Genomic DNA, 19,638 nt, shown 5'->3' with positions numbered 1-19,638 from the left:
CGGCGGGCTCCGTATAGCAAGCCTTCACCCGTTTGCTCTACATAAATGCGCTTTATTCCGCTTTTGCCAACTGCGTTGGCGCTGCTGCTTACTACCGCCTGCTCGCAGGCTCAGTCCGAGTCCGACAACGCTGCTGCTACCGAAGCGTCCTCCGGCAAGTCAAAATCCAAAAAGAAAGGCAAGGACAAGAACGTCTCCCTCGAAAGCCGCATGATTGATGCCGCCGTGCCCGGCCTGCGCCGCGTAGGCAGCCTCGATGGCGTATCCGAAAGCTCCGGCCTGGCCCCCGGCCCGCAGCCCGATACCTATTATAGCTTCGGCGACAACGGCAACCCGCCCACGCTCTACCAGGTGGACGGCACCGGCCGCGTGACCAACGAAGTAAGTATCAATGCCAAAAACCGGGATTGGGAGAGCCTGAGCCGCGACCCGCAGGGCACCTACTTCATCGGCGACTGCGGCAACAACGTTTCCGACCGGCGCAACCTGCGCATCCTGCGCGTGAACCCGGCTAGCCCGCAGCAGGTGGGCACCATCGCCTTCACCTACCCCGACCAGTCGGAATTTCCACCCAAAAAGAAGGAGCGCAACTTCGATTGCGAGGCCTCGCTCTGGCACGATGGCAAGGTGTGGCTCTTCACCAAAGACCAGCAGGAGCGCGCCAGCAACGTGTACACCGTGCCCGACCTGCCGGGCACCTACACCGCCCAGCGAATCACCAGCCTCGCCATTCCCGGCCAGGTAACCGATGCCGCCCTTAGCCCCGATGGCCGCCAGCTCGTGCTGCTGGGCCGCGGCGAGCTGTTCATCCTCGCGGGTAATTCCTGGGCCGACATTCTCAAAGCCACGCCCCGGCGCATAGACCTTGCCGGCACGGGCCAGACCGAAGGCGTGGAATTCAAGACGCCGCAAACGCTGCTTATCAGCACCGAGCAAGGCGGGCTGTTTGAGTACACGCTGCCGCAGTAGGTTGTGTTTGGCGGAAGAAAAAACGTCATGCTGAGCTTGTCGAAGCCTCTCTACCACAGCAGTAAACCAAATTACTTGTGCAGTAGAGATGCTTTGACAAGCTCAGCATGACGTCCTTCTGTTCCCGACTGTCTCTGTGTTATTTATGCGGCTGATTCAGGCTGGGCCTGGCGTTGGCAACTGGCTGCGGGTCGCCTTCTTTGCCCAGGTCGCGCGGGGCGTAGCCGTGGGGGTTTTCGGGGTCTTTGCCCGCCCGCCACAGCACCCAGATACCGATAAATATCAGCGGGATGCTCAGTAGCTGACCCTGGTTGAACAGATTACCGTCTTCGAAGGACACCTGGTTTTCTTTCAGGTATTCGCCCAGAAAACGCTGGGTGAAAAGCAACACCACAAACAGCCCGAACAGCTGTCCACGCGGGGTGCGCTCCCGGGTGCGGTTCCACATCGAGTAGAGCAGGATGAGCAGGAAAATGCAGAACAGCGCCTCATAAATCTGGGTGGGGTGGCGCGGCACGGCCACGCCCTGAATCAGGTGTTCGGTATCACGCGGGAAGATGAAAGCCCACGGCACGTTGGTGGGTTTGCCCACAATCTCGGAGTTCATCAGGTTGCCGGTGCGGATACAGGCCCCGCCCAGCGCCACCACAATCACAATACGGTCGAGTACCCACAGGTAATCGAACTTGTTGTTGCGCGCAAACAGCCAGCAGGCAAATAGAATACCGATGGTGGCCCCGTGGCTGGCCAGGCCGCCCTGCCAGATTTTGAACACCACCAGCGGGTCGGCCATCAGGGCATCAAAATCATAAAACAGCATGTGGCCCAGCCGGGCTCCCACGATGGTGCCAATCAGCATATAAATCGTAATCACATCGACCCACTGCGGCGACACCCGCTCCGAGCGGTAGATGTGGGCGAGTACGAAAGTGCCCAGCACAAATGGCAGCATAAAGAACAGCCCGTACCAGCGCAGCGTGACCGGCCCGATGTGGGCGATGATGGGATTAACGTTCCAGTAAATGGCGGCGAGGAAAGGCAGCATTGCGGCGCAAAAATGATTGATGGTTTCAAAGGTACAGGTGCCCAGCCCCTCGGGCTGCTCCTGAGCGGTTGGTATAGCGCAGAAAAAGGGCGGTGCAAGTGGCTGGTGTCAGCGCTGGAGTGGCGGCAGTGGCTGGCCGCTGGGACAGGTTTCGCAGTGGTTTGCTTCCGCGGCCGGGCGCAGCGCCGCACCGTCTCCGCTCAGCGCCATCACCAGCGCTCCGAGTAGTACGGCGTAGGCCGGCCGGCGCAGCCACCCCGGCAGCAGCTGGCTTTTGGCCGCTGCACTGGCGGCAAGACGAGCCTGCACCCTGGTATAGAAGAAGGGACGTGGCCGAGCTTTGGGCTGGTCGCGCAGCTGGCGCATCAAGTCATCCCATTCTTCGTCGGGAGTGGAACGAATGGGCGAATCAGACATGGCAAGCGTGGGATTGAAGGTGTTTGCGGAGCGTTTGGCGGGCCCGGAACAGCAGCGACTCCACGGCGGGCACGGTGGTGTTGAGCACCGCCGCGATTTCCCCGTAGCTGAGTTCCTGCTCGTGGCGCAGGGTGAAAGCCACCTGCTGTTGGTCGGGTAAGCGGGCAATGTGGTCCAGTACCAGCCGCAGCTGCTGCTGCCCTTCGAGTAACGCCAGCGGATGGGCGTAGTCGGGCACTTCGTGCAGCACGTCATTGTCGAAACCCAGCAAGCTGGTGAAATAGGCGAAGCGCTTTTTAGCGCGAGCCTTCTGGCGGTTTTTCAGAGCCCGCGACGTAGCCAGCCGGTACAGCCAGGTGCTAAGGGCCGCATCGCCCCGAAACCGGCTAATGGTCTGATAAACTTCCACAAAGACCTCCTGAGCAACATCTTCCGCCTCTTCGGGAGACCGCAGCAAGGCCAGCACTGTCCGGTAGATACGGTCCTGGTAGCGCTCGACTAAGGTGCGAAAGGCGGCCTCGCTACCCGTTTGCAGCTGCATCACCAAATCGGCTTCAGCCGCGGTAGCACTAGTCAATCGAGCACAAACCGGAGGGTCGTCGGCCAGAAGCAGCGGAAGCGAGTAAGCCACAAGAACCAATACTGTAGAATTCGGGGAAATGTCCGCTTAGCCCCGGGCCTGCGCCGCGGCTACCAAGGTTGCGAAGGCTTAGGCACTATCTACTCAAAAAACTTGCGCTTCCTTTCCTGCTTGTTCTTCAACTACTTGATAATCATACTTATTTTATTCAAACCAAGTTGCTTCTACCAACCCTACCCCAGCACTCCAGTAGCTTCGGCTGAATATAACCTACTGTTATGCAGGGTCTTTGTTCAAGCGCCGCTGGAGGTGTAGCGCGGACTTTGTAGTCCGCGCCCCCGCGCCCTTACAACCACTAACCGGAGCAGACTCGCGGACTACAAAGTCCGCGCTACAACCTGCTGCGTAACAGTAGTTACAACGCAGCCAGCTCTTCTCCAAACCCACCGCTGAGAATGGGAAACCGCAGCCAGGAGCGCGGGTCCACGTTGTAGTCGTCGAGGTGAAAGCTGGGGGCGTAGCGCTCACGCTTCCACTGGTTGCGGCTCCAGAGGCTGTAGAAGCGGCGCACGAAGGCCTTGAGCTGCTCGTGGTCGAAGCCGGTTTCTTCGCCATCGAGCTTGGCCAGCACCTGGCTGGGGCTGAGGCGGTCGTAGAACGCCAGCCGTTCGATGCGGTTGAGCAGCACGTAAGGCATCAGGTCGCGCTCGTCGGTCTGCTTATCGGCCAGGGGGCGCAGCTCGGCGGTGGGCTGCAGGGCGTTCACGTGGCGTAGGGCCGGATAGCCGAGCGTGGTTTCGGCCCAGCGCAGCCACTTTTTCACGAAGTCCTTGTCGACGCCCGCGATGGGTGAGATGCTGCCGGCCGTGTCGCCGTCCATAGTGCAGTAGCCCACGCTGGCTTCCGAGCGGTTGGACGTGGTGATGAGCAGGCAGTTCTGCACGTTGGCCAGCAGCCAGATGCCGGGAGCCCGCACCCGCGCCTGGATGTTTTGCAGGGCCAAATCGTCGGTTTGCCAGGTCAAATCGCGGCCCAGCGCCCCCTGGATTTTACCCACGTAGCCCGCCACCTCCTCGTCAATGTCCCAGTTGTGAAACCGCGCGCCAATACTTTCGGCCAGTTCCTGGGCTGAGTTGTAGGTGTCATCGGAAGAATTGACCGTGCCCTGATAAGCGCAGGTGAGCAGCTGCCGCACCAGTTCTTGGTTTTCAGTTAAAAGTTGAGAGTTAAAAGTTAAAATTTCCGACAGTGCGGATGCTTCAGCATTGGCTTTTAACTCTTCACTTTTAACTTTCAACTCTTTTGCAAAGCAGCCGCTGCGCCGCTTGAATTCCTCCACGCCCAGCTCCGCCACGCCCAGCCGCACCATTTCGGCCACGCCCACGGCGCAGAAGCAGGAGTCGGCTCCACCGCTCAGGCTCAGCACGAAGCCCCGGCTGCGCGCTTTGCGCAGGTAGTCAAACAGCGCCAGACTCATAGCCTGGTTCAACTCCTGGTATTCATCAGGCGCGGGCAGCGGCACGATTTCCTCAGCCGGGACCTGCTCAGTGGTGAAATCCACGTCCACCCACTCCATGTCTACCTCTTTGAAGCTCAACAGCTGGTTGCGCAGCAGCAAATGGCCGTTGCGCGCCACCAGGAGCTCACCATCGAAGATGATGCGGCCCGCTTCGTTGCCCAGCAGATTGGCGTAGAGGTAGGTGCAGTTGAACGTGCGCGAGGCCTTCATTACCAGCTGGTAGCGCACGTCGGTTTTGCTCATCGCGAAGTGGCTGGCCGAGGGGTTCACAATCATATCCACTTTGCCCATGAGCCGGCAGGCGGGCCGCACATCATCGGCCCGCCAAGCATCCTCGCAAATCTCGAAGCCGAAGCGCACGCCCTGGTGCTCAAAAATGAGGTCACCCAGCGGCCACGTTTCCCCTTCGTAGCTCACGGTCGTGGTTTCGCCCGCCACCCAGGGCGCGAAGAAGCGCGTTTCGTAATGCACGCCATCATTGGCCAGGAACTGCTTGGCCGCGAAGCCCAGAATTTGGCCATCGCGCAGCACCGCCGCCGTATTATACGTCCGGCCCGGCAGGCGCACGGGCAGGCCCACCACCACGCAAATTCCGTGGGTCCACTCGCGCACCTGCTGCAAGTGCGCCAGCGCCGCCTCGGGCATCCAGTCGCTCAGAAAAAGGTCCTCACAACCGTAGCCAGTCAGGCACAGCTCGGGTAGGCACAGCAACTCCACGCCCGCGGCTTTGGCCTGCTCGATGGCGGTTTGAATGTTCCGCAGGTTGTTTTCCCAGTCGATGGGAATCTGGTTGAGGGCGGCTCCGGCGATACGCATTTGTCTGAATTAAAAATGATGAATTAAAAATTAAAAATCAGGGCATTTGTTGCGGCGCAGCACTAACGGCAACACTCCACTCTGGTTTGACAGCCACCCACCTCACAATTTTTAATTCATAATTTTTAATTCAACTAACGCCCAGCTCCGTTAGCGCGCGGTCGGCGGCCAGCTGTTCTGCCTGCTTCTTGCTCAGGCCCATGCCGGTAGCTACTACCTCCTCATCCAGCAGCACGGTGGCCGTGAATTCCATCATGCCGCCCGGCCGGGCTTCGCCGGTAATATCATAGCGCAGGACTTTGCCCTGGCGCTGGGCCCATTCCACCAGCTTGCTCTTGAAGTTGGCGGTGGTGGTGGTGATGGTATGAACGTCCACAAAACCCTTCACCAGGCGGGTGAGCACGAATTTCCGGGCCGATTTGTAGCCCAAGTCCAAATACACGGCCCCGACCAAAGCCTCCAGCGCATTCCCGTTTACGGAGCGCGAGCGGGCGGCGCGGCCCTGCGCGGCATCGAGCTGCACCAGGGCATCAAGACCGAGCTTGAGGGCGATGCCGTTGAGGCTTTCGCGGTTCACGATGCGCGAGCGCACCTCCGTCAGGAAGCCTTCCTGCTCGTAGGGGTACTTTTTAAACAGGTACTCGGCCACTACCGTGCCCAGCACGGCATCGCCGAGAAATTCCAGCCGCTCGTTGGTCTGGTGCCGGCCAATGGCCGGCTGCTGCCGCACCGCCGACGAGTGCGTGAACGCCAGCCGGTACAGCTTGGCATTCTTGGGCGTCTGGCCCGTGACGGTAGCCACCGCCTGCCGAAACGCTTTATCAGAAGCAAAAAATCGGGATACAAAACCGAGCAAAATGGTAGAATCTAAGGGGTGATTGGGTACTAAAAAAAGCGAGCAAACAAGAACGTCATGCTGAGCGCAGCCGAAGCATCTCTACCGCAATAGTAATTAGTTACTTACGCGGTAGAGATGCTTCGGCTGCGCTCAGCATGACGTTCTGCTTTAATCAGTGCTTGTGAACTACAGCTTCCGGAAAATAACCGACGTGTTGTGGCCGCCAAAACCGAACGTGTTGCTCATCGCCACCCGCACCTCGCGGGCCTGGGCCACGTTCGGCGTGAAGTTCAGCGCCTGGTTGATTTCCGGGTCGGGCGTATTCAGGTTGATGGTGGGCGGCACCAGGCTGTTTTGCATAGCCAGCAGGCAGGCCACGGCCTCAATGCCGCCGGCCCCGCCCAGCAGGTGGCCGGTCATACTCTTGGTCGAGGAGATGTTCAGCTTCTCGGCGTGCTCGCCAAAAACCTGCTCAATGGCTTTGATTTCGGCCCCGTCGCCGAGGGGCGTGCTGGTGCCGTGGGTGTTGATGTAGTCCACATCAGCCGTGGTAATGCCGGCATCGCGCAGGGCATTTTTCATCACCAGCACCACGCCGCTGCCGCTGGGGTCGGGCGCGGTGATGTGGTAGGCGTCCGAGGACATGCCGCCGCCAATCAGCTCGGCGTACATCTTCGCGCCGCGTGCCTTGGCATGCTCGTATTCTTCGAGCACCAGCGCGCCGGCGCCTTCGCCCAGCACGAAGCCGTCGCGGTCCTTATCGTAGGGCCGCGAGGCCGAGGCCGGGTCGTCGTTGCGCTCGCTCATGGCCTTGAGGGCGTTGAAGCCGCCCACGCCCGATTCGGTGATGGCCGCTTCGGAGCCGCCCGTAACCACCGCGTCGGCCAGGCCGAGGCGGATGTTGTTGAAGGCCGCGATGATGGCGTCGTTCGACGAGGCGCAGGCCGAAGTCGTGACGAAGTTGGGGCCGCGAAAGCCGTTTTTAATGCTGATGTTGCCCGACGAGGAGTCGGCAATCATGCGCGGGATGAAGAAGGGTGAGTAGCGCGGCGTGCCGTCGCCCCGCTCAAACTGGAAGCATTCTTCCTGCAATGATTTCAGGCCGCCGATGCCGGAGCCCCAAATTACGCCCACCCGGTCCTTGTCCACGCCGCTTTCGAGCAGGCCCGAATCGGCGATGGCCTCATCGGCCGCCACTACCGCGAACTGCGTGAACAGGTCCATTTTGCGGTGCTCCTTGCGGTCGAAAAAATTATCGGCTTCGTAGCCTTTCACTTCGCAGGCGAAGCGGGTTTTGAACTTGGCCGGGTCGAAGCGCGTGATGGTGGCCGCGCCGCTGGCACCCGTGCGCAGGCCTTCCCAATAAGCCGGGGCAGTATTGCCCAGCGGTGTGATGGCTCCAAGGCCGGTAACAACAACCCGTCGGATGGACGACATAAGCAAGCGCCAGGGGCGCGAAAGGTGAGGCGGGATTAAACAGCAAAACCGGCCGGCGGCGGGCCGGCCGGTACACAATCGGAACCGCGGATTTAAAAGATTTCAGGATTACGTAAGATGCTAATGGGCATGCGCCGGCGCGGCACTGCCGAACGTGGAGCGGACCACCAGCATCTTACGTAATCAGTAAATCTTTATCATCTGCGGTTACTACTTGGCGTGCTCTTCGAGGTAGCTGATGGCCTGACCCACGGTACCGATGTTCTCGGCCTGGTCGTCGGGGATGCTCACGTTGAACTCCTTTTCAAACTCCATGATGAGCTCAACGGTATCCAGCGAATCAGCACCCAGGTCGTTGGTGAAGCTGGCTTCGGGAGTAACCTCCGAGGCTTCAACGCCCAGTTTATCAATAATAATGGCCTTTACTTTTTCTGCGATTTCAGACATTTCCGTGGGGGTTTAGGGAAAACTACGGCGCAAAGTAACGAGAGATTTCCCAACTAACCCACCGCCGCGCTTCCGAATCGGGGGTACAAGATTATGGCGGCGGCCCTGGCGGCGGCCCGCCGGGAGCCGTAGCTTTGCCCTACCCGCTGGCTAAGGATGCTATTGGCGGCCACTATGAAGACTTTCACCCTGGACGTTGAGTACGAGTGCGACTTTGCCCTATTCGGGCTGGTGAGCAGCACCCGCGACTACACCCTGGCCTGGGCCCTGAACCGCGCCCTGCGCCTGCGCCTCGTGAAGCAGCCCGAGCTGCTGCTGAACCTGCTCAGCCACGGCCGGCTCGTGTTCACGCACTATTTATACGCCACCGAAACCCTTACGTTTCGCCTGCTGCGCAACCGCTCCATCGCGCCTTCCACGCTCAAAAAACCCTTTCTGGCCCCCGATATGAAGGAATACGACTACCTGCTGGCCGTGAGCAACGGCAGCGGCGCGCTGGCCGATGATGCCTTGCTGCAACAGCTGATGGCGCTGGACGTGGTGCAGTACGCCTGTCAGTTCGACCCCAATTCGCTGAAGTATAAGGAGAACTTTACTATATGAATTGGTGGGCACCGCGGTTTCCGCTTCAGTAGCCTTACCCAACGCGAAGACGAAACAAAAAGACCATACTGCCTAAGAATGGCTTTTCGCTAAAATTAAACGACTTTTGCAGGTAGCCGCACCGTTTGTCCGGCCTGCGCGCACCCTTCGGGCCATCGCCCTGGTTTCAGCTAAGCTGAAATTTCCCCTCCTGACCAAGGCGGGGAGTTTTTTTGTACTGACATTTCTAGTAATCCGCATGGAAGACCGCCACACATTCAACAAAACCAAAATCGTGGCCACTGTCGGCCCCGCTTCCAATACTTACGAGCGCCTGGGGGTCCTCATCCGCGAAGGAGTTGACGTATTTCGCCTCAACTTTTCGCACGGCTCCTACGAGGACCACCTGTCGGTCATCAACACGGTGCGGCGGCTGAACAAGGACATGCGCACCTCAGTGGGCCTGCTGCAGGATTTGCAGGGACCGAAAATCCGCCTGGGCGAGGTTGAAGGCGGCGGCGTTGAAATCAAGGCCGGCGACAAAATCAAGCTTGTCTGCGGCGAGAAGGAAATCAGCACGGCTACACGCCTGAGCACCATTTACATGGGGCTGGCCCGCGACGTAAAGGCCGGCGACATGATTCTGATTGACGACGGCAAGATTGAGTTGAAAGTGCTGGCTACCGACCGCGACCAGGAAGTGGACGTGGAAGTAGTATACGGCGGCCTCGTGAAGCCCCGTAAGGGCATCAACCTGCCCGATTCGGAAGTGTCGGCCCCGTCGATGACCGAGAAGGACATTGAAGACCTGAAATTTGGCCTGGAGCACGACGTGGACTGGGTGGCCCTGAGCTTCGCCCGCAAGGCCGACGACATTCTTTTCATCAAAAAGCTGATTGCCGATGCCGGCAAGAAAACCCGCGTAGTGGCCAAGATTGAGACGCCCGACGGCCTGCGCAACATCGACGAAATCATTGCCATCTCCGATGCCATCATGGTGGCCCGTGGCGACCTCGGCGTGGAAGTGAAGATGGAGGAGGTGCCCATGGCCCAGAAGATGATTATTGCCAAGTGCAACGCGGCCGGCAAGCCCGTCATCGTGGCCACTCAGATGATGGAGAGCATGATTACGGCCCCCCGCCCCACCCGCGCCGAAACCAGCGACGTGGCCAACGCCGTGCTCGACGGGGCCGATGCCGTGATGCTATCGGCCGAAACCGCCGTGGGGGCCTACCCCGCCGAGGTTATCCGCTCGATGGTGGGCACCATTCTGAGCGTGGAAGGCCGCAGTCCGCAGCTCTTCCACAAGTGGTGGCCCATCGACCCCGCCGGCCCCAACTTTATGGCCGACAGCGTACTATCCGCCGCCTGCCACCTGGCCAAAAATACCGGCGCCATGGCCCTCACCGGCATGACGCACCACGGCTACACGGCCTTCCAGCTGGCCAAGTACCGCCCTAAAGCCAACATCTTCATTTTCACCGACAGCCGGCCCCTGCTCACGGCCCTGAGCCTGGTGTGGGGCATCCGCAGCTTCTACTACGACCGCCTGGTGAGCACCGACAGCACCGTGGCCGACATCCGCTACGTCCTCACCACCACCGGCCACCTGGAAGCCGGGGACGTGTTCATCAACACCGGCTCGATGCCCATTCAGGACAAGGGCAAAGCCAACATGGTGAAGGTGAGCATTGCCTAGGGTTGAGTTAGGAGTTAAGGGTTAGGAGTTGAGAGTTAAGAGTTGAAAAGGCCCATCTGGATTACCGGACGGCCCTTTTTAACTCTTAACTCTTCACTTTTAACTCTCAACTCTTAACTCCCTTCAAAGCGGTAGCGCGCCCAGCGCCGCACCCACATTCACGCGGCCCCAGCCGAAGCTGCTGTTGCGGGCGTTGCGATTGGAGCTGGCCGCTACCAGCCGGCTCATGATTTGGGCGCGGGTTTCGGTGGGGTAGCGGGCCCACACCAGGGCCGTGAGGCCGGCCATGCTGCTGGTGGCTACCGACGAGCCGCCTACCGTGCTGGGAACATCGCCGCTCATGGCCAGCGTGAGGGGCCGGCGGTCGTTGCTGCTTTGCTGCATCACGACCGAAAACTCGACGTCGGCCCCTACGTGGCACTCATCGCAGCGGGTGCTGAGGTCACTTTTCAGGCCGGTCACGGCCACGGCTTCGGGCAAAGAAGCCGGGTAGATGACGCCCACCCAGCCGGCTGTCCAGTCGAACGAGGTACCGGCCGCGCAAAAAATGAGTTTGCCCCGGCCATAGGCGTAGCGGATGGCATCGGCCAGCTGCGACGAGCTGGTGAGCCGGCCCATGCTCATGCTGATGATGCGCACATCGGCGCGGTTGCCGGCCAGCACGTAAGCATCGGCAATGCCCTTCACCTCGCGGCTGGCATCGATGAACACGTCCTCGGCGGCGCGCACCGTAATCAGGTTGGCGTTGTAGGCCATGCCCACGGCCGCCCCGTCGGTACCGCGCGGGCCCGCCGCCGCGCCGGCCATGCTGGTGCCGTGGCCACAGCCATCGTTGGGCGTTTCGGCGCTGCCATACGGGATGCCCAGGAAGCTGTTGCGGGGCAGGGTCACGAGGCGTTCGATGCTGCGCCCGGTGCTCTGGCCCTGGTTGAAGGCGGTACCCAGGTTTTCCTGCGCATCGGAGGAGCCGGTGTCAATAACCAGGATTTTAATGCCCTGGCCGGTGCTTTGGTTCCAGCCGGCGCGCACGCCGTGGTATTGGTCGGCCTGGTTCCACGACGATTTGCTGCCGTTGGCGAGCACCGCATAGTCGGTACCGGCAGCGAGGCCGGCGGTGGCGGTGTTGTTGCCGCAGCCGCTGCTGCTCAGCGCGGCCTTCGTTTTGTTGGCAGCCGGGCGATTGGGCTCGTAGCCCATGGGCTCGGCATAGCGCACCAGCGGGTTGCCGCGCAGCGCCGCGATGGTACTCCGCTCGCGCACCGTCACATCAAGCACGGGCAGCACGTTTTCCTGGTAAGCAATGAGCTGCTCCAGGGTTAATTCGGGGTGGGCCTTGCGCTCTTCGGTCAGTATCAGCGCCAGAACTTCGGCGCGGGCGGCCTGCCAGGCGGGCGCGGTAGCGGCATCAGCCGGTAGCTCAGTGCCGGTGAAGCCGGCCGGCCGGTACCCAACCGACAGCACGTAATCAGACTGCACCAGGGCGCTCCAGACGACGTGCGCCGAGGCCTGGTTCCAGTCGAACGCCCCACTGCCGCGCAACCGCTCCATAATCTGAGTATCGAGCTGCTGGATGCTCAGCGCATCGATAGCGTCGGCCTTTGGCAGCGGCGTCAGCTGCTCATCGGCCTGGGGCTGGCAACCAGCCAATAGCAGCGCTAACAGCGCCGCGGAAGGTGTAGAAATTCGCATGCGGTTGTGGGTGTTTTAGGGTGAAAGAATGAAAGAAGTGCAATGTAATAATATAACTGAAATCATAAAAGATTGAAGCATTTTTGCAGCGTCGAAACAACCGCGCGCGCTACGCCACTACCGCGCAGTATCTGCCGGAAGCATCCTCCCAATTCAATGACGGCGCTTACTCGTGGTTCAGCTTCCAGGCGGCAGCAGTACCATCGGGGGCGCTCAGGTGCAGCAGGTAGAGGCCGGCGGGCTGGCCGGCCAGCGGCACGGCCAACGTGGTGGCTCCGGCCGGCAAAGCTGCCTGCCACACCGTGCGGCCCAGCGCATCGGTCAGGCGCAGGGTGTGGCCGGCGCGGGCGGGCTGGGCCAGCGTGAGCGTGGCCTGGTCGGGGGCCGGGTTTGGGTGCAGCGTGGCCAGGGCGGCTGCCTGCGCGGCGCGGGTAGGCAGCAGGTTAACAAAGCCCGCAAAGGAGCCGCAGGTGAGCGGCGTGCCCACGCTACGGCGGTAGTACACCAACTGAGAATCGAAGGTAGCAACTTCGCCCAATCCCAATCCTACCGAGAACTCCTGCCGCCAGCCAATATCAATTCCCGTGCTAAAGCTGCCCGGTGGGGCATTAAAGCCTGGGAAAACCCCAATAAAGCTTACGCTCAGCCCGCTCGGAATGCAGCCACTACCGGCAGCATTCATAATGAGGCCCCGGCCCACCAGCATTGGTACCCGAAAAGCCACCGACGATATGCTGGCGTATTCGCCCGTGAGCAGCGCCAGAGCTGGAAACTGCAGCGACTTACCCGTGCGCAGCGAAAAAGCCCAACGCCTCACCCACACCGGCGAAATTTGAAAACCAGCAGGCGGCCCACCCGGCGTACCGAAATGTTGAGTCCGCGTTTGCTCCTGGAAAGTGAACACCAGGCTATCTGCCGTTTGCTGGCGCGTCAGAATCCGGCGCAGCGTGTGGCTTTCCGGAGCCGGAAAAGGACTAATGGTAAATGGCTGCGTCAAATAGCCCATCTCGTCGCCCGGCAGCAGGCTGAATAGCCGCGTGGAATTGTAAGCCGACTGGGCCAAAGTCATGGGCAGCAGTGCCTGCGTCCATTGCGGAGCCGTGCTGGTGGCGGCCAGCCATTGGGGCGCTTCGAGCAGGCCGTATGTCCTACTCAGGCGCACTACCTGTCCGGAGCTGAGCGTGATGACGGCCACCGAGTCCAACATGGTGCCCACCTGCTGCCGCGTGCGGCTGGTGAGGGTGGCCGTGAGCGCGGGGCTCGTGCTGGCGGCCCAGGTGCTGCCCACCGCCGCCTGGGGCCGCAACTGCAGCACAACAGCTGCCTGCGCACTGCCTTCGGCCAGGTTTTCGAGGATGAATGCGGCGGGTGCATGCTGCCATGTGAGGCGGGCCCCAAACAAGTTGTTGCGGCTCTTCCGATAAATGCCGTATGGATTGATGCTCTGCTCACGGCCGTCGCTGGTTCTCACCAACCAATTAAAGGCCCACGCCGAGTCGCCGGCGGCCGTAGTATAGGCCGAGTCGAGGCGCAGGGTGTGCATACTCGCACTACCGGGGCCACTAAAAGCATAAATCAGCCCCGACCGAAACGGCCGCCACGGCTGCTGCGCCCGAGCTGAGGGTAGCGCGAACAGCGCGGCCAGGGCCAGCGCCGCACAGGTGTAGGCGTGTTTCATGCGGGTAGCTGAAAATGTGAACGGAGCCGGTAAGGTACAGCCTGTTATCCGAATCATTCAACTCCCGGCCAAACGCGAGAAGCCCTGCTCGTTTCCGGGCAGGGCTTCTGTGATGAGCGTAGAACCAGACCTTGGGGCGGCGCAGTCTGGCCCTACTAAACTCGCTACGCGCTAAAGCGCATTGACGAGTTTTGTCAGCTTGCTTTTGTTATTAGCAGCTTTGTTCTTGTGGATGATGTTCTTCTTGGCCAGACGGTCCAGCATCGACGACACCTTCTTCAGCAGCTCTTGAGCGGCCGATTTGTCAGTGGCCGCACGCAAACGCTTGATAGCGGTACGAGTGGATTTGTGCTGGTAACGGTTCAACACGCGCTTGGCTTCGTTGCTGCGGATGCGTTTGAGGGCCGACTTATGGTTTGCCATGAGTTGGAATATGTAGGAGCGTTATGCTTGAGTTCTGTGTTTGGGAGGGCAAAGGTACGAATCCGATGGGCAATATCAAACCATGTCGTAAAAATATTGAGCTCAAATCTTCTGCTTTCTGCGAAAATACGCTGTAATGACACCGAATACGCCATTCTAAAAGCTCTGATTGAATATTTTCAGGAAAGATGATTTTTGTTATTACTAATGTTACTATTTATATATTAAATTAAATATAGTTAAGAGCACGAACAACCATCCCCGAGGTTCTTGTTGCCAAAATTAGTATGCATGCCGATTATAGGCGAACTTTACGATGGCCTCACTGCTCATAGCGCTACCTCCCGCCCCCTTTCTTTCTGCGCCATGCCCCTCATCGCCGAATCCCACTATCAGCCGCCGTTTTACCTGTTCAACGGCCACTTACAGACCATCGTGCCCAGCCTGTGGCGCTCGGTGCCTGAAGTAGTGTACCAGCGCGAGCGCCTGGAGCTGCCCGACGGTGACTTCCTGAACCTGGACTGGAGCCGCCTGCCCGCAGCCCACCCCACCGACGGCCTCGTCATCGTGTCGCACGGTCTCGAAGGCGATGCCTCGCGGCCTTACATGCGCGGCATGGTGCGCGCCCTCAACCGCGCCGGCCTCGACGCGCTGGCGTGGAACTACCGCAGCTGCGGCGGCGAAATGAACCGCCTGCTCCGCTCCTATCACCTCGGCGATACTGATGACCTGCACCTGGTGTTGAGCCATGCGTTGGCCACCGGGCGCTACCGCCGGGCCTACCTGGTGGGCTTCAGCGCGGGCGGCAACGTGACGCTGAAGTACCTGGGCGAAGACGCGGACCGGCTGCCGGCCGAGGTGCAGCGGGCAGCCGTATTCTCCGTGCCCACCGACCTGGAAGCCAGCTCGGTGCATATTTCCAAACCCCAGAACCAGGTATATCTGCGCCGTTTTCTGAAATCGCTGCGCGAAAAAGTGCGGGCCAAAGCGGAGCTGCTACCGGGCCAGGTTGACTTGGATGGGATTGAGGAACTGCGCGATTTTCAGGAGTTCGACAGCCGTTACACGGCTCCCATGCACGGGTTCGACTCGGCGGCAGCTTATTACAAATCGGCCAGCTCGGGGCGCTACCTGAGCGGTATTCGGGTGCCCACGCTACTGGTGAATGCCCAGAATGACCCGTTTTTGCCCGAGTCGTGCTTCCCCCGGGAAGTGGCTTCCGCCTCGCCCTTTGTTTTTCTCGAAACCCCGCCGGAAGGGGGCCATGTGGGCTTCCCGGAGGGCACACCCGATGGCGAATACTACTCAGAACGGCGGGCCGTGGAATTTCTTACGGCCGAGGTTCCGGCGTAGGGGCTTGTCATTGCGAGCGCAGCGAAGCAATCGGTTCTGTCATAACCAGACGTATTTTTAAAGCGACAAGCCCTGTTACTGAGCAGTACCGGGGCTGGTCACGTTTGGGGGCTGGTCGTTTTGAGAGGACGGATTGCTTCGTCGTTCCTCCTCGCAATGACAGATGGCTATTTGGCGGGGACGAAAACGACCTTTTTAGTTTCGTAGAACTCTTCAGTGAAGAAGCTGCTCAGGTCGGTTACGGTGGCTTTCAGGCCCGATTCGGCGATTTCCTCGCTCAGGTCGCCGCCTTTGAGGTAGTAGAGGCCGGCGTTGGCGGAGGCTTTGGGCTTGAAGCGGTGGGCAATCCAGGGGTGGAAGGTGGCGAGGCGGGCCACGGCCCGGCTCACCACAAAATCGTACTTGGTGCGTAGGTTTTCAGCCCGAATTTGCTCAGCCGTGACGTTGTGCAGGCCCAGGGAAGCAGCCATAAATTGAACGGCCCGAATTTTCTTGCCGATGCTATCGACCAAGTGAAAATGCACGTCGGGAAACATGATGGCCAGCGGTAGGCCGGGCAAGCCCCCGCCGGTGCCCACATCGAGCACGGTGCTACCCGCCGGGAACTGTACCACCTTGGCAATGCCCAGCGAGTGCAGCAGGTGGCGCTCCGCGAAGTTATCCATGTCGGGGCGCGACACCAGGTTGATGGCTTCGTTGGTGGCCCGGAACTCCGTTTCCAGCTCCTGAAATAGTGAAAGCTGCTGCTTGGTAAGGGCGGGGAAATAGTGCTGCAAAAGGTTCATGCGGGCGAACTTAAAAAAAACGGTCATTCAGAAAGCAGCGCAACGAAACGAAGAATCTCTACTGAAGAGGTAATTAATTACTCTCGCGGTAGAGATTCTTCATTTCGCTGCGCTGCTTTCTGAATGACAAACGATAACCGAAACTTAAATAATCTGCTTGGTGTGCTTCACCATGTCATAGAGCAGCTCGCGGGCGCGGTGCAGCTGGGCTTTCACGGTGCCGAGCGGGGCTTTGAGCTCGGTGGCAATTTCCTCGTAGCTGAGCTCGTCGAAATAGCGCAGCGACACGAGGCGCTGGTACTTGTCGGGCAGGCGCGACACGACGTGGCGCATGATTTCGATTTTCTGATTGCGCACGGCGTGCTCGGCGGGGTTCAGGTCGTTGTCGCGGAAATCGATGGTGATTTCGTCGCCGTTATCGACCTTGATGGCCGAGTCAATCGACATGGTTTTGATTTTATTCTTGCGAATAAAATCGATGCAGTTGTTGGTGGCGATGCGGAACAGCCAGGTGCTGAATGCGTACTCGGGATTGAATTTGTGCAGGTTGCGAAACGCCTTGGCGAAGGCCTCGATGGTGAGGTCTTCGGCATCGTCCTGATTGCGCACCATCTTGAGTACCACGTGGTAAACGGGCTTCTTGTAGATGTGCATCAGCTCGGCATAGGCCTTCTCGTCGCCGTGGTCCACGGCGGCGCGAATCAGCGTAAAGTCGTGCTTGGCTTTGGCTGAAAACTGCTTTTGAATATCTTGGTTGTTTACTTCCATCGAAGGGTGCGGTTGAGGAACAGCGAGATTCCCAGGGCCAGGTATTGAACAAAATAAACCACGTCAAGCACCGGCAGTAGTCCGACGGGTACGGACTGGTCGAGACGCCGGCTGAGGCGGAAATATACACCACTCACGAATAAAGTCCGGAGAATATATACTAAGACCAAAGGTACCCAATTGTTTGGTGAAGGTAATAGTGCGAGAGTAGCCAAATAGAACAACATATTGGCGGCCAAGAATGTGCCAATCCGAAAACGGTCGGCCAACCGATAGGCGCGGCCGGCCGACAGATGCCGCCGTTTTTGCCGCCACCAGCCGCGCCAGGTAGTGGCGGGCTCGCTCAGGGTGTGGGCCGAAACATCGGCCACCACGGCCACGCGCTGGCGCTGTCGCACGGCATCCTGCACCATCAGGTCGTCATCGCCAGATAGTTGACGAATATGCGAAGCGAAACCTTTAGTGGCCGTGAAACAGCCGCGCGTGTAGGCCAGGTTGCGGCCCACGCCCATGTAGGGCCAGCCCCGCCAGGCAAAGCTGAGGTACTGAGCCGCCGTGAGCAGCGTTTCGTAGCGGATGAGCTGATTGAGGAACCCCGGCGCTTCGGCGTAGGCCGAGAAGCCGAGCACGAGGTCGGCCCCGTTGCCAGTTGAAAAGCCGCGCTGCATGAGGCGCAGCCACTGGTTGCTGGCCGGAATGCAGTCGGCATCGGTGAAGAGCAGGCGGGCGTGGCGGGTGGCCTTGATGCCCAGGGTGAGGGCGTATTTTTTGGGTGCAAAGCCATCGGGCGTGCGGTCGACGGTGACGAGGCGCACTTTATCGGGGTAATATTGGGCCAGCTGCTGGGCGTAGAGGTAGGTGTCGTCGTGGCTGCGGTCGTCGATGAGCACGATTTCGAAGCCGGCGGGGTAATCCTGCTGGAGCAGCAGGGGCAACAGCCGACGCAGATTTTCGAGCTCGTTGCGGGCGCACACCACGATGGACACCGGCTCGGTGTCGGAGCCAGGCGCAGCGGCCGGGGCTTCGGGCGCGCGGCGGGCAAAGGGCCAGAAGAAATAAGCCACGTAGAAGAGCTGGACCAGCACGCACGCCAACAAAAGCCAGAAAAACGGGGACGTGGGTACGGGTGGAAACAACAAGGGCGCGGGACGAATGAGCCCGCAAAAGTACGGGGCGCGGGGCGGGCGGGGTATCTTTGCGGGTAGCAGGGCAATAGCCCGTCATGCTCATCTAGCGTCCGCGGAGCCGAAGCATCTCACTCGGGATAGCAACTCAATTGTAAAGACGATTATAATTACTGCTGCACGCGAGATGCTTCGGCTGCGCTCAGCATGACGTTCTTTTAAAAATTCCGCCGCCTCCCCCTCCTACCCACATGACCTTCGACCTTCTCGCTCAAGACCCCACCACCAAGGCCCGCGCCGGCCGCCTCGAAACCGCCCATGGGACCATCGAAACGCCTATTTTCATGCCCGTGGGCACGGCCGGCACGGTGAAGGCGGTATCGCAGGCCACGCTGAAAGAGGATGTGAAAGCCCAGATTATCCTCGGCAATACCTACCATCTCTACCTGCGGCCGGGGCTGGAGGTGCTGCGGGCAGCCGGCGGCCTGCACAAGTTCAACGGCTGGGACCGGCCCATTCTCACCGACTCGGGCGGCTACCAAGTGTACTCGCTGAGCAATACCCGGAAAATTAAGGAGGAGGGCGTGAAATTCCGCTCGCACATTGACGGCAGTTCCCATTTGTTCTCGCCCGAAGGGGTGATGGACATTCAGCGTGTCATCGGGGCCGACATTATTATGGCCTTCGATGAGTGCACGCCCTGGCCCTGTGAGTACGACTACGCCGCCCGCTCGCTCGACATGACGCACCGCTGGCTGAAGCGCTGCATCGAGCGGTTTGACAGCACGGAGGGGCTGTATGGGTACCAGCAAACGCTATTTCCCATCGTGCAGGGCAGCACGTTTAAGGATTTGCGCATTAAGTCGGCCGAGTTTATTGCTGAGCAGGGGCGCGAGGGCAACGCCATCGGCGGCCTGAGCGTGGGCGAGCCGGCCGAGCTGATGTACGAAATGACCGAGCTGGTCTGCGACATTCTGCCCAAGGACAAGCCCCGCTACCTGATGGGCGTGGGCACGCCGGCTAATATTTTGGAGAACATTGCGCTGGGCGTGGACATGTTCGACTGCGTGATGCCGACCCGTAACGCCCGCAACGGCATGCTCTTCACCACGCAGGGCATCATGAACGTGACCAATAAGAAATGGTCGACCGACTTCTCGCCCATCGACCCGGTGCTGCCCGGCGCAGCCAGCTCGTTCTACTCGCGGGCTTATTTGCGCCACCTCTTTCAGTGCCAGGAGATGCTGGGGCCGCAAATTGCTTCGGCCCACAATCTGGCGTTTTATCTGTGGCTGGTGGGCGAGGCGCGCAAGGAAATCATCGCCGGCACGTTTGGCCCCTGGAAGGAGCGCATGGTGAAGCAGGTAATGACGCGCCTCTAGGCGAATTAAAAATTGAGAATTATAAATTAAAAATGCCGTATCAACCAGCACAGACATTTTTAATTCTTAATTTATAATTTTTAATTG

Annotated in this window: 18 protein-coding genes; 5 read left to right on the top strand and 13 right to left on the bottom strand. The window is 59.8% G+C overall.

Annotation, left to right across the window (positions count from 1 at the left end; translation table 11 throughout):
• Positions 1 to 45: 45 nt before the first annotated feature.
• Positions 46 to 969 carry an SdiA-regulated/phytase-like domain-containing protein gene (locus ABD819_RS17830; RefSeq protein ID WP_345126447.1) on the top strand — a complete coding sequence of 308 codons (924 nt, stop codon included), beginning with the start codon at positions 46 to 48 and terminating at the stop codon, positions 967 to 969.
• A gap of 139 nt (positions 970 to 1,108) precedes the next feature.
• On the opposite strand, the gene lgt is transcribed toward ABD819_RS17830, so the two are convergent.
• The 7 genes from lgt to ABD819_RS17795 all read right to left on the bottom strand — a co-directional run bounded on the left by lgt (position 1,109) and on the right by ABD819_RS17795 (position 8,068).
• Positions 1,109 to 2,014 (bottom strand): prolipoprotein diacylglyceryl transferase, encoded by a 906-nt coding sequence (lgt, locus tag ABD819_RS17825; RefSeq protein WP_345126446.1) that lies wholly within the window; start codon positions 2,012 to 2,014, stop codon positions 1,109 to 1,111.
• A gap of 108 nt (positions 2,015 to 2,122) precedes the next feature.
• Positions 2,123 to 2,431: a hypothetical protein gene (locus ABD819_RS17820; protein WP_345126444.1), complete on the bottom strand. Its 309-nt coding sequence runs from the start codon at positions 2,429 to 2,431 to the stop codon at positions 2,123 to 2,125.
• Complete coding sequence (locus ABD819_RS17815; protein WP_345126443.1) at positions 2,424 to 3,008, bottom strand: RNA polymerase sigma factor; 585 nt, start codon at positions 3,006 to 3,008, stop codon at positions 2,424 to 2,426. The genes ABD819_RS17820 and ABD819_RS17815 overlap by 8 nt, the downstream gene beginning before the upstream one ends.
• Before the next feature lie 418 nt (positions 3,009 to 3,426).
• Complete coding sequence (gene nadE / locus ABD819_RS17810) at positions 3,427 to 5,346, bottom strand: NAD(+) synthase (RefSeq protein WP_345126441.1); 1,920 nt, start codon at positions 5,344 to 5,346, stop codon at positions 3,427 to 3,429.
• A gap of 130 nt (positions 5,347 to 5,476) precedes the next feature.
• Positions 5,477 to 6,202, bottom strand: coding sequence for a ribonuclease III (gene rnc / locus ABD819_RS17805; RefSeq protein ID WP_345126439.1), 726 nt, complete (start codon positions 6,200 to 6,202; stop codon positions 5,477 to 5,479).
• 168 nt (positions 6,203 to 6,370) lie between these two features.
• Positions 6,371 to 7,621, bottom strand: a complete 1,251-nt coding sequence (fabF, locus tag ABD819_RS17800) for a beta-ketoacyl-ACP synthase II (RefSeq protein ID WP_345126438.1) — start codon at positions 7,619 to 7,621, stop codon at positions 6,371 to 6,373.
• 210 nt (positions 7,622 to 7,831) lie between these two features.
• Positions 7,832 to 8,068, bottom strand: coding sequence for an acyl carrier protein (locus tag ABD819_RS17795; RefSeq protein ID WP_019948606.1), 237 nt, complete (start codon positions 8,066 to 8,068; stop codon positions 7,832 to 7,834).
• 174 nt (positions 8,069 to 8,242) lie between these two features.
• Here ABD819_RS17795 and ABD819_RS17790 point away from each other — a divergent pair, with 174 nt between their 5' ends.
• Together ABD819_RS17790 and pyk are read left to right on the top strand one after the other, a co-directional pair.
• On the top strand, positions 8,243 to 8,671 hold the full coding sequence (locus ABD819_RS17790) for an IPExxxVDY family protein (protein WP_345126436.1): 429 nt from the start codon (positions 8,243 to 8,245) through the stop codon (positions 8,669 to 8,671).
• Between the two features lie 238 nt (positions 8,672 to 8,909).
• Positions 8,910 to 10,349: a pyruvate kinase gene (gene pyk / locus ABD819_RS17785; protein ID WP_345126435.1), complete on the top strand. Its 1,440-nt coding sequence runs from the start codon at positions 8,910 to 8,912 to the stop codon at positions 10,347 to 10,349.
• 123 nt (positions 10,350 to 10,472) lie between these two features.
• Here the strand turns inward: pyk and ABD819_RS17780 are convergent, their stop codons facing one another.
• The 3 genes from ABD819_RS17780 to rpsT form a co-directional block, all read right to left on the bottom strand.
• Entirely contained in the window at positions 10,473 to 12,038 is a 1,566-nt protein-coding gene (locus tag ABD819_RS17780; protein ID WP_345126433.1) for a S8 family peptidase, read from the bottom strand.
• 166 nt (positions 12,039 to 12,204) lie between these two features.
• Positions 12,205 to 13,716, bottom strand: a complete 1,512-nt coding sequence (locus ABD819_RS17775; RefSeq protein WP_345126432.1) for a T9SS type A sorting domain-containing protein — start codon at positions 13,714 to 13,716, stop codon at positions 12,205 to 12,207.
• 171 nt (positions 13,717 to 13,887) lie between these two features.
• Positions 13,888 to 14,139 carry a 30S ribosomal protein S20 gene (gene rpsT / locus ABD819_RS17770; RefSeq protein ID WP_345126431.1) on the bottom strand — a complete coding sequence of 84 codons (252 nt, stop codon included), beginning with the start codon at positions 14,137 to 14,139 and terminating at the stop codon, positions 13,888 to 13,890.
• Positions 14,140 to 14,505: 366 nt separating this feature from the next.
• Between rpsT and ABD819_RS17765 the strand changes: the two genes are divergently transcribed.
• On the top strand, positions 14,506 to 15,492 hold the full coding sequence (locus tag ABD819_RS17765; protein ID WP_345126428.1) for a YheT family hydrolase: 987 nt from the start codon (positions 14,506 to 14,508) through the stop codon (positions 15,490 to 15,492).
• A 167-nt stretch (positions 15,493 to 15,659) separates the two neighbouring features.
• On the opposite strand, the gene rsmG is transcribed toward ABD819_RS17765, so the two are convergent.
• The 3 genes from rsmG to ABD819_RS17750 all read right to left on the bottom strand — a co-directional run bounded on the left by rsmG (position 15,660) and on the right by ABD819_RS17750 (position 18,130).
• On the bottom strand, positions 15,660 to 16,277 hold the full coding sequence (rsmG, locus tag ABD819_RS17760; RefSeq protein WP_345126464.1) for a 16S rRNA (guanine(527)-N(7))-methyltransferase RsmG: 618 nt from the start codon (positions 16,275 to 16,277) through the stop codon (positions 15,660 to 15,662).
• 144 nt (positions 16,278 to 16,421) lie between these two features.
• A complete protein-coding gene (locus tag ABD819_RS17755) occupies positions 16,422 to 17,045 on the bottom strand; it encodes an RNA polymerase sigma factor (RefSeq protein ID WP_345126426.1) in 624 nt (207 codons plus the stop codon).
• Entirely contained in the window at positions 17,036 to 18,130 is a 1,095-nt protein-coding gene (locus ABD819_RS17750) for a glycosyltransferase (protein ID WP_345126425.1), read from the bottom strand. Before ABD819_RS17750 ends, ABD819_RS17755 begins: the two co-directional genes overlap by 10 nt.
• A 290-nt stretch (positions 18,131 to 18,420) precedes the next feature.
• On the opposite strand from ABD819_RS17750, the gene tgt reads away from it, so the two are divergent.
• Positions 18,421 to 19,551 carry a tRNA guanosine(34) transglycosylase Tgt gene (gene tgt, locus ABD819_RS17745; protein ID WP_345126423.1) on the top strand — a complete coding sequence of 377 codons (1,131 nt, stop codon included), beginning with the start codon at positions 18,421 to 18,423 and terminating at the stop codon, positions 19,549 to 19,551.
• The last annotated feature ends 87 nt before the right edge of the window (positions 19,552 to 19,638 follow it).

The organism is Hymenobacter antarcticus (assembly GCF_039539545.1).
GTDB lineage: Bacteria > Bacteroidota > Bacteroidia > Cytophagales > Hymenobacteraceae > Hymenobacter > Hymenobacter antarcticus.
The sequence above is the reverse complement of the archived record's forward strand: the minus strand, read 5'-3'. Positions and strand labels throughout refer to the sequence as shown.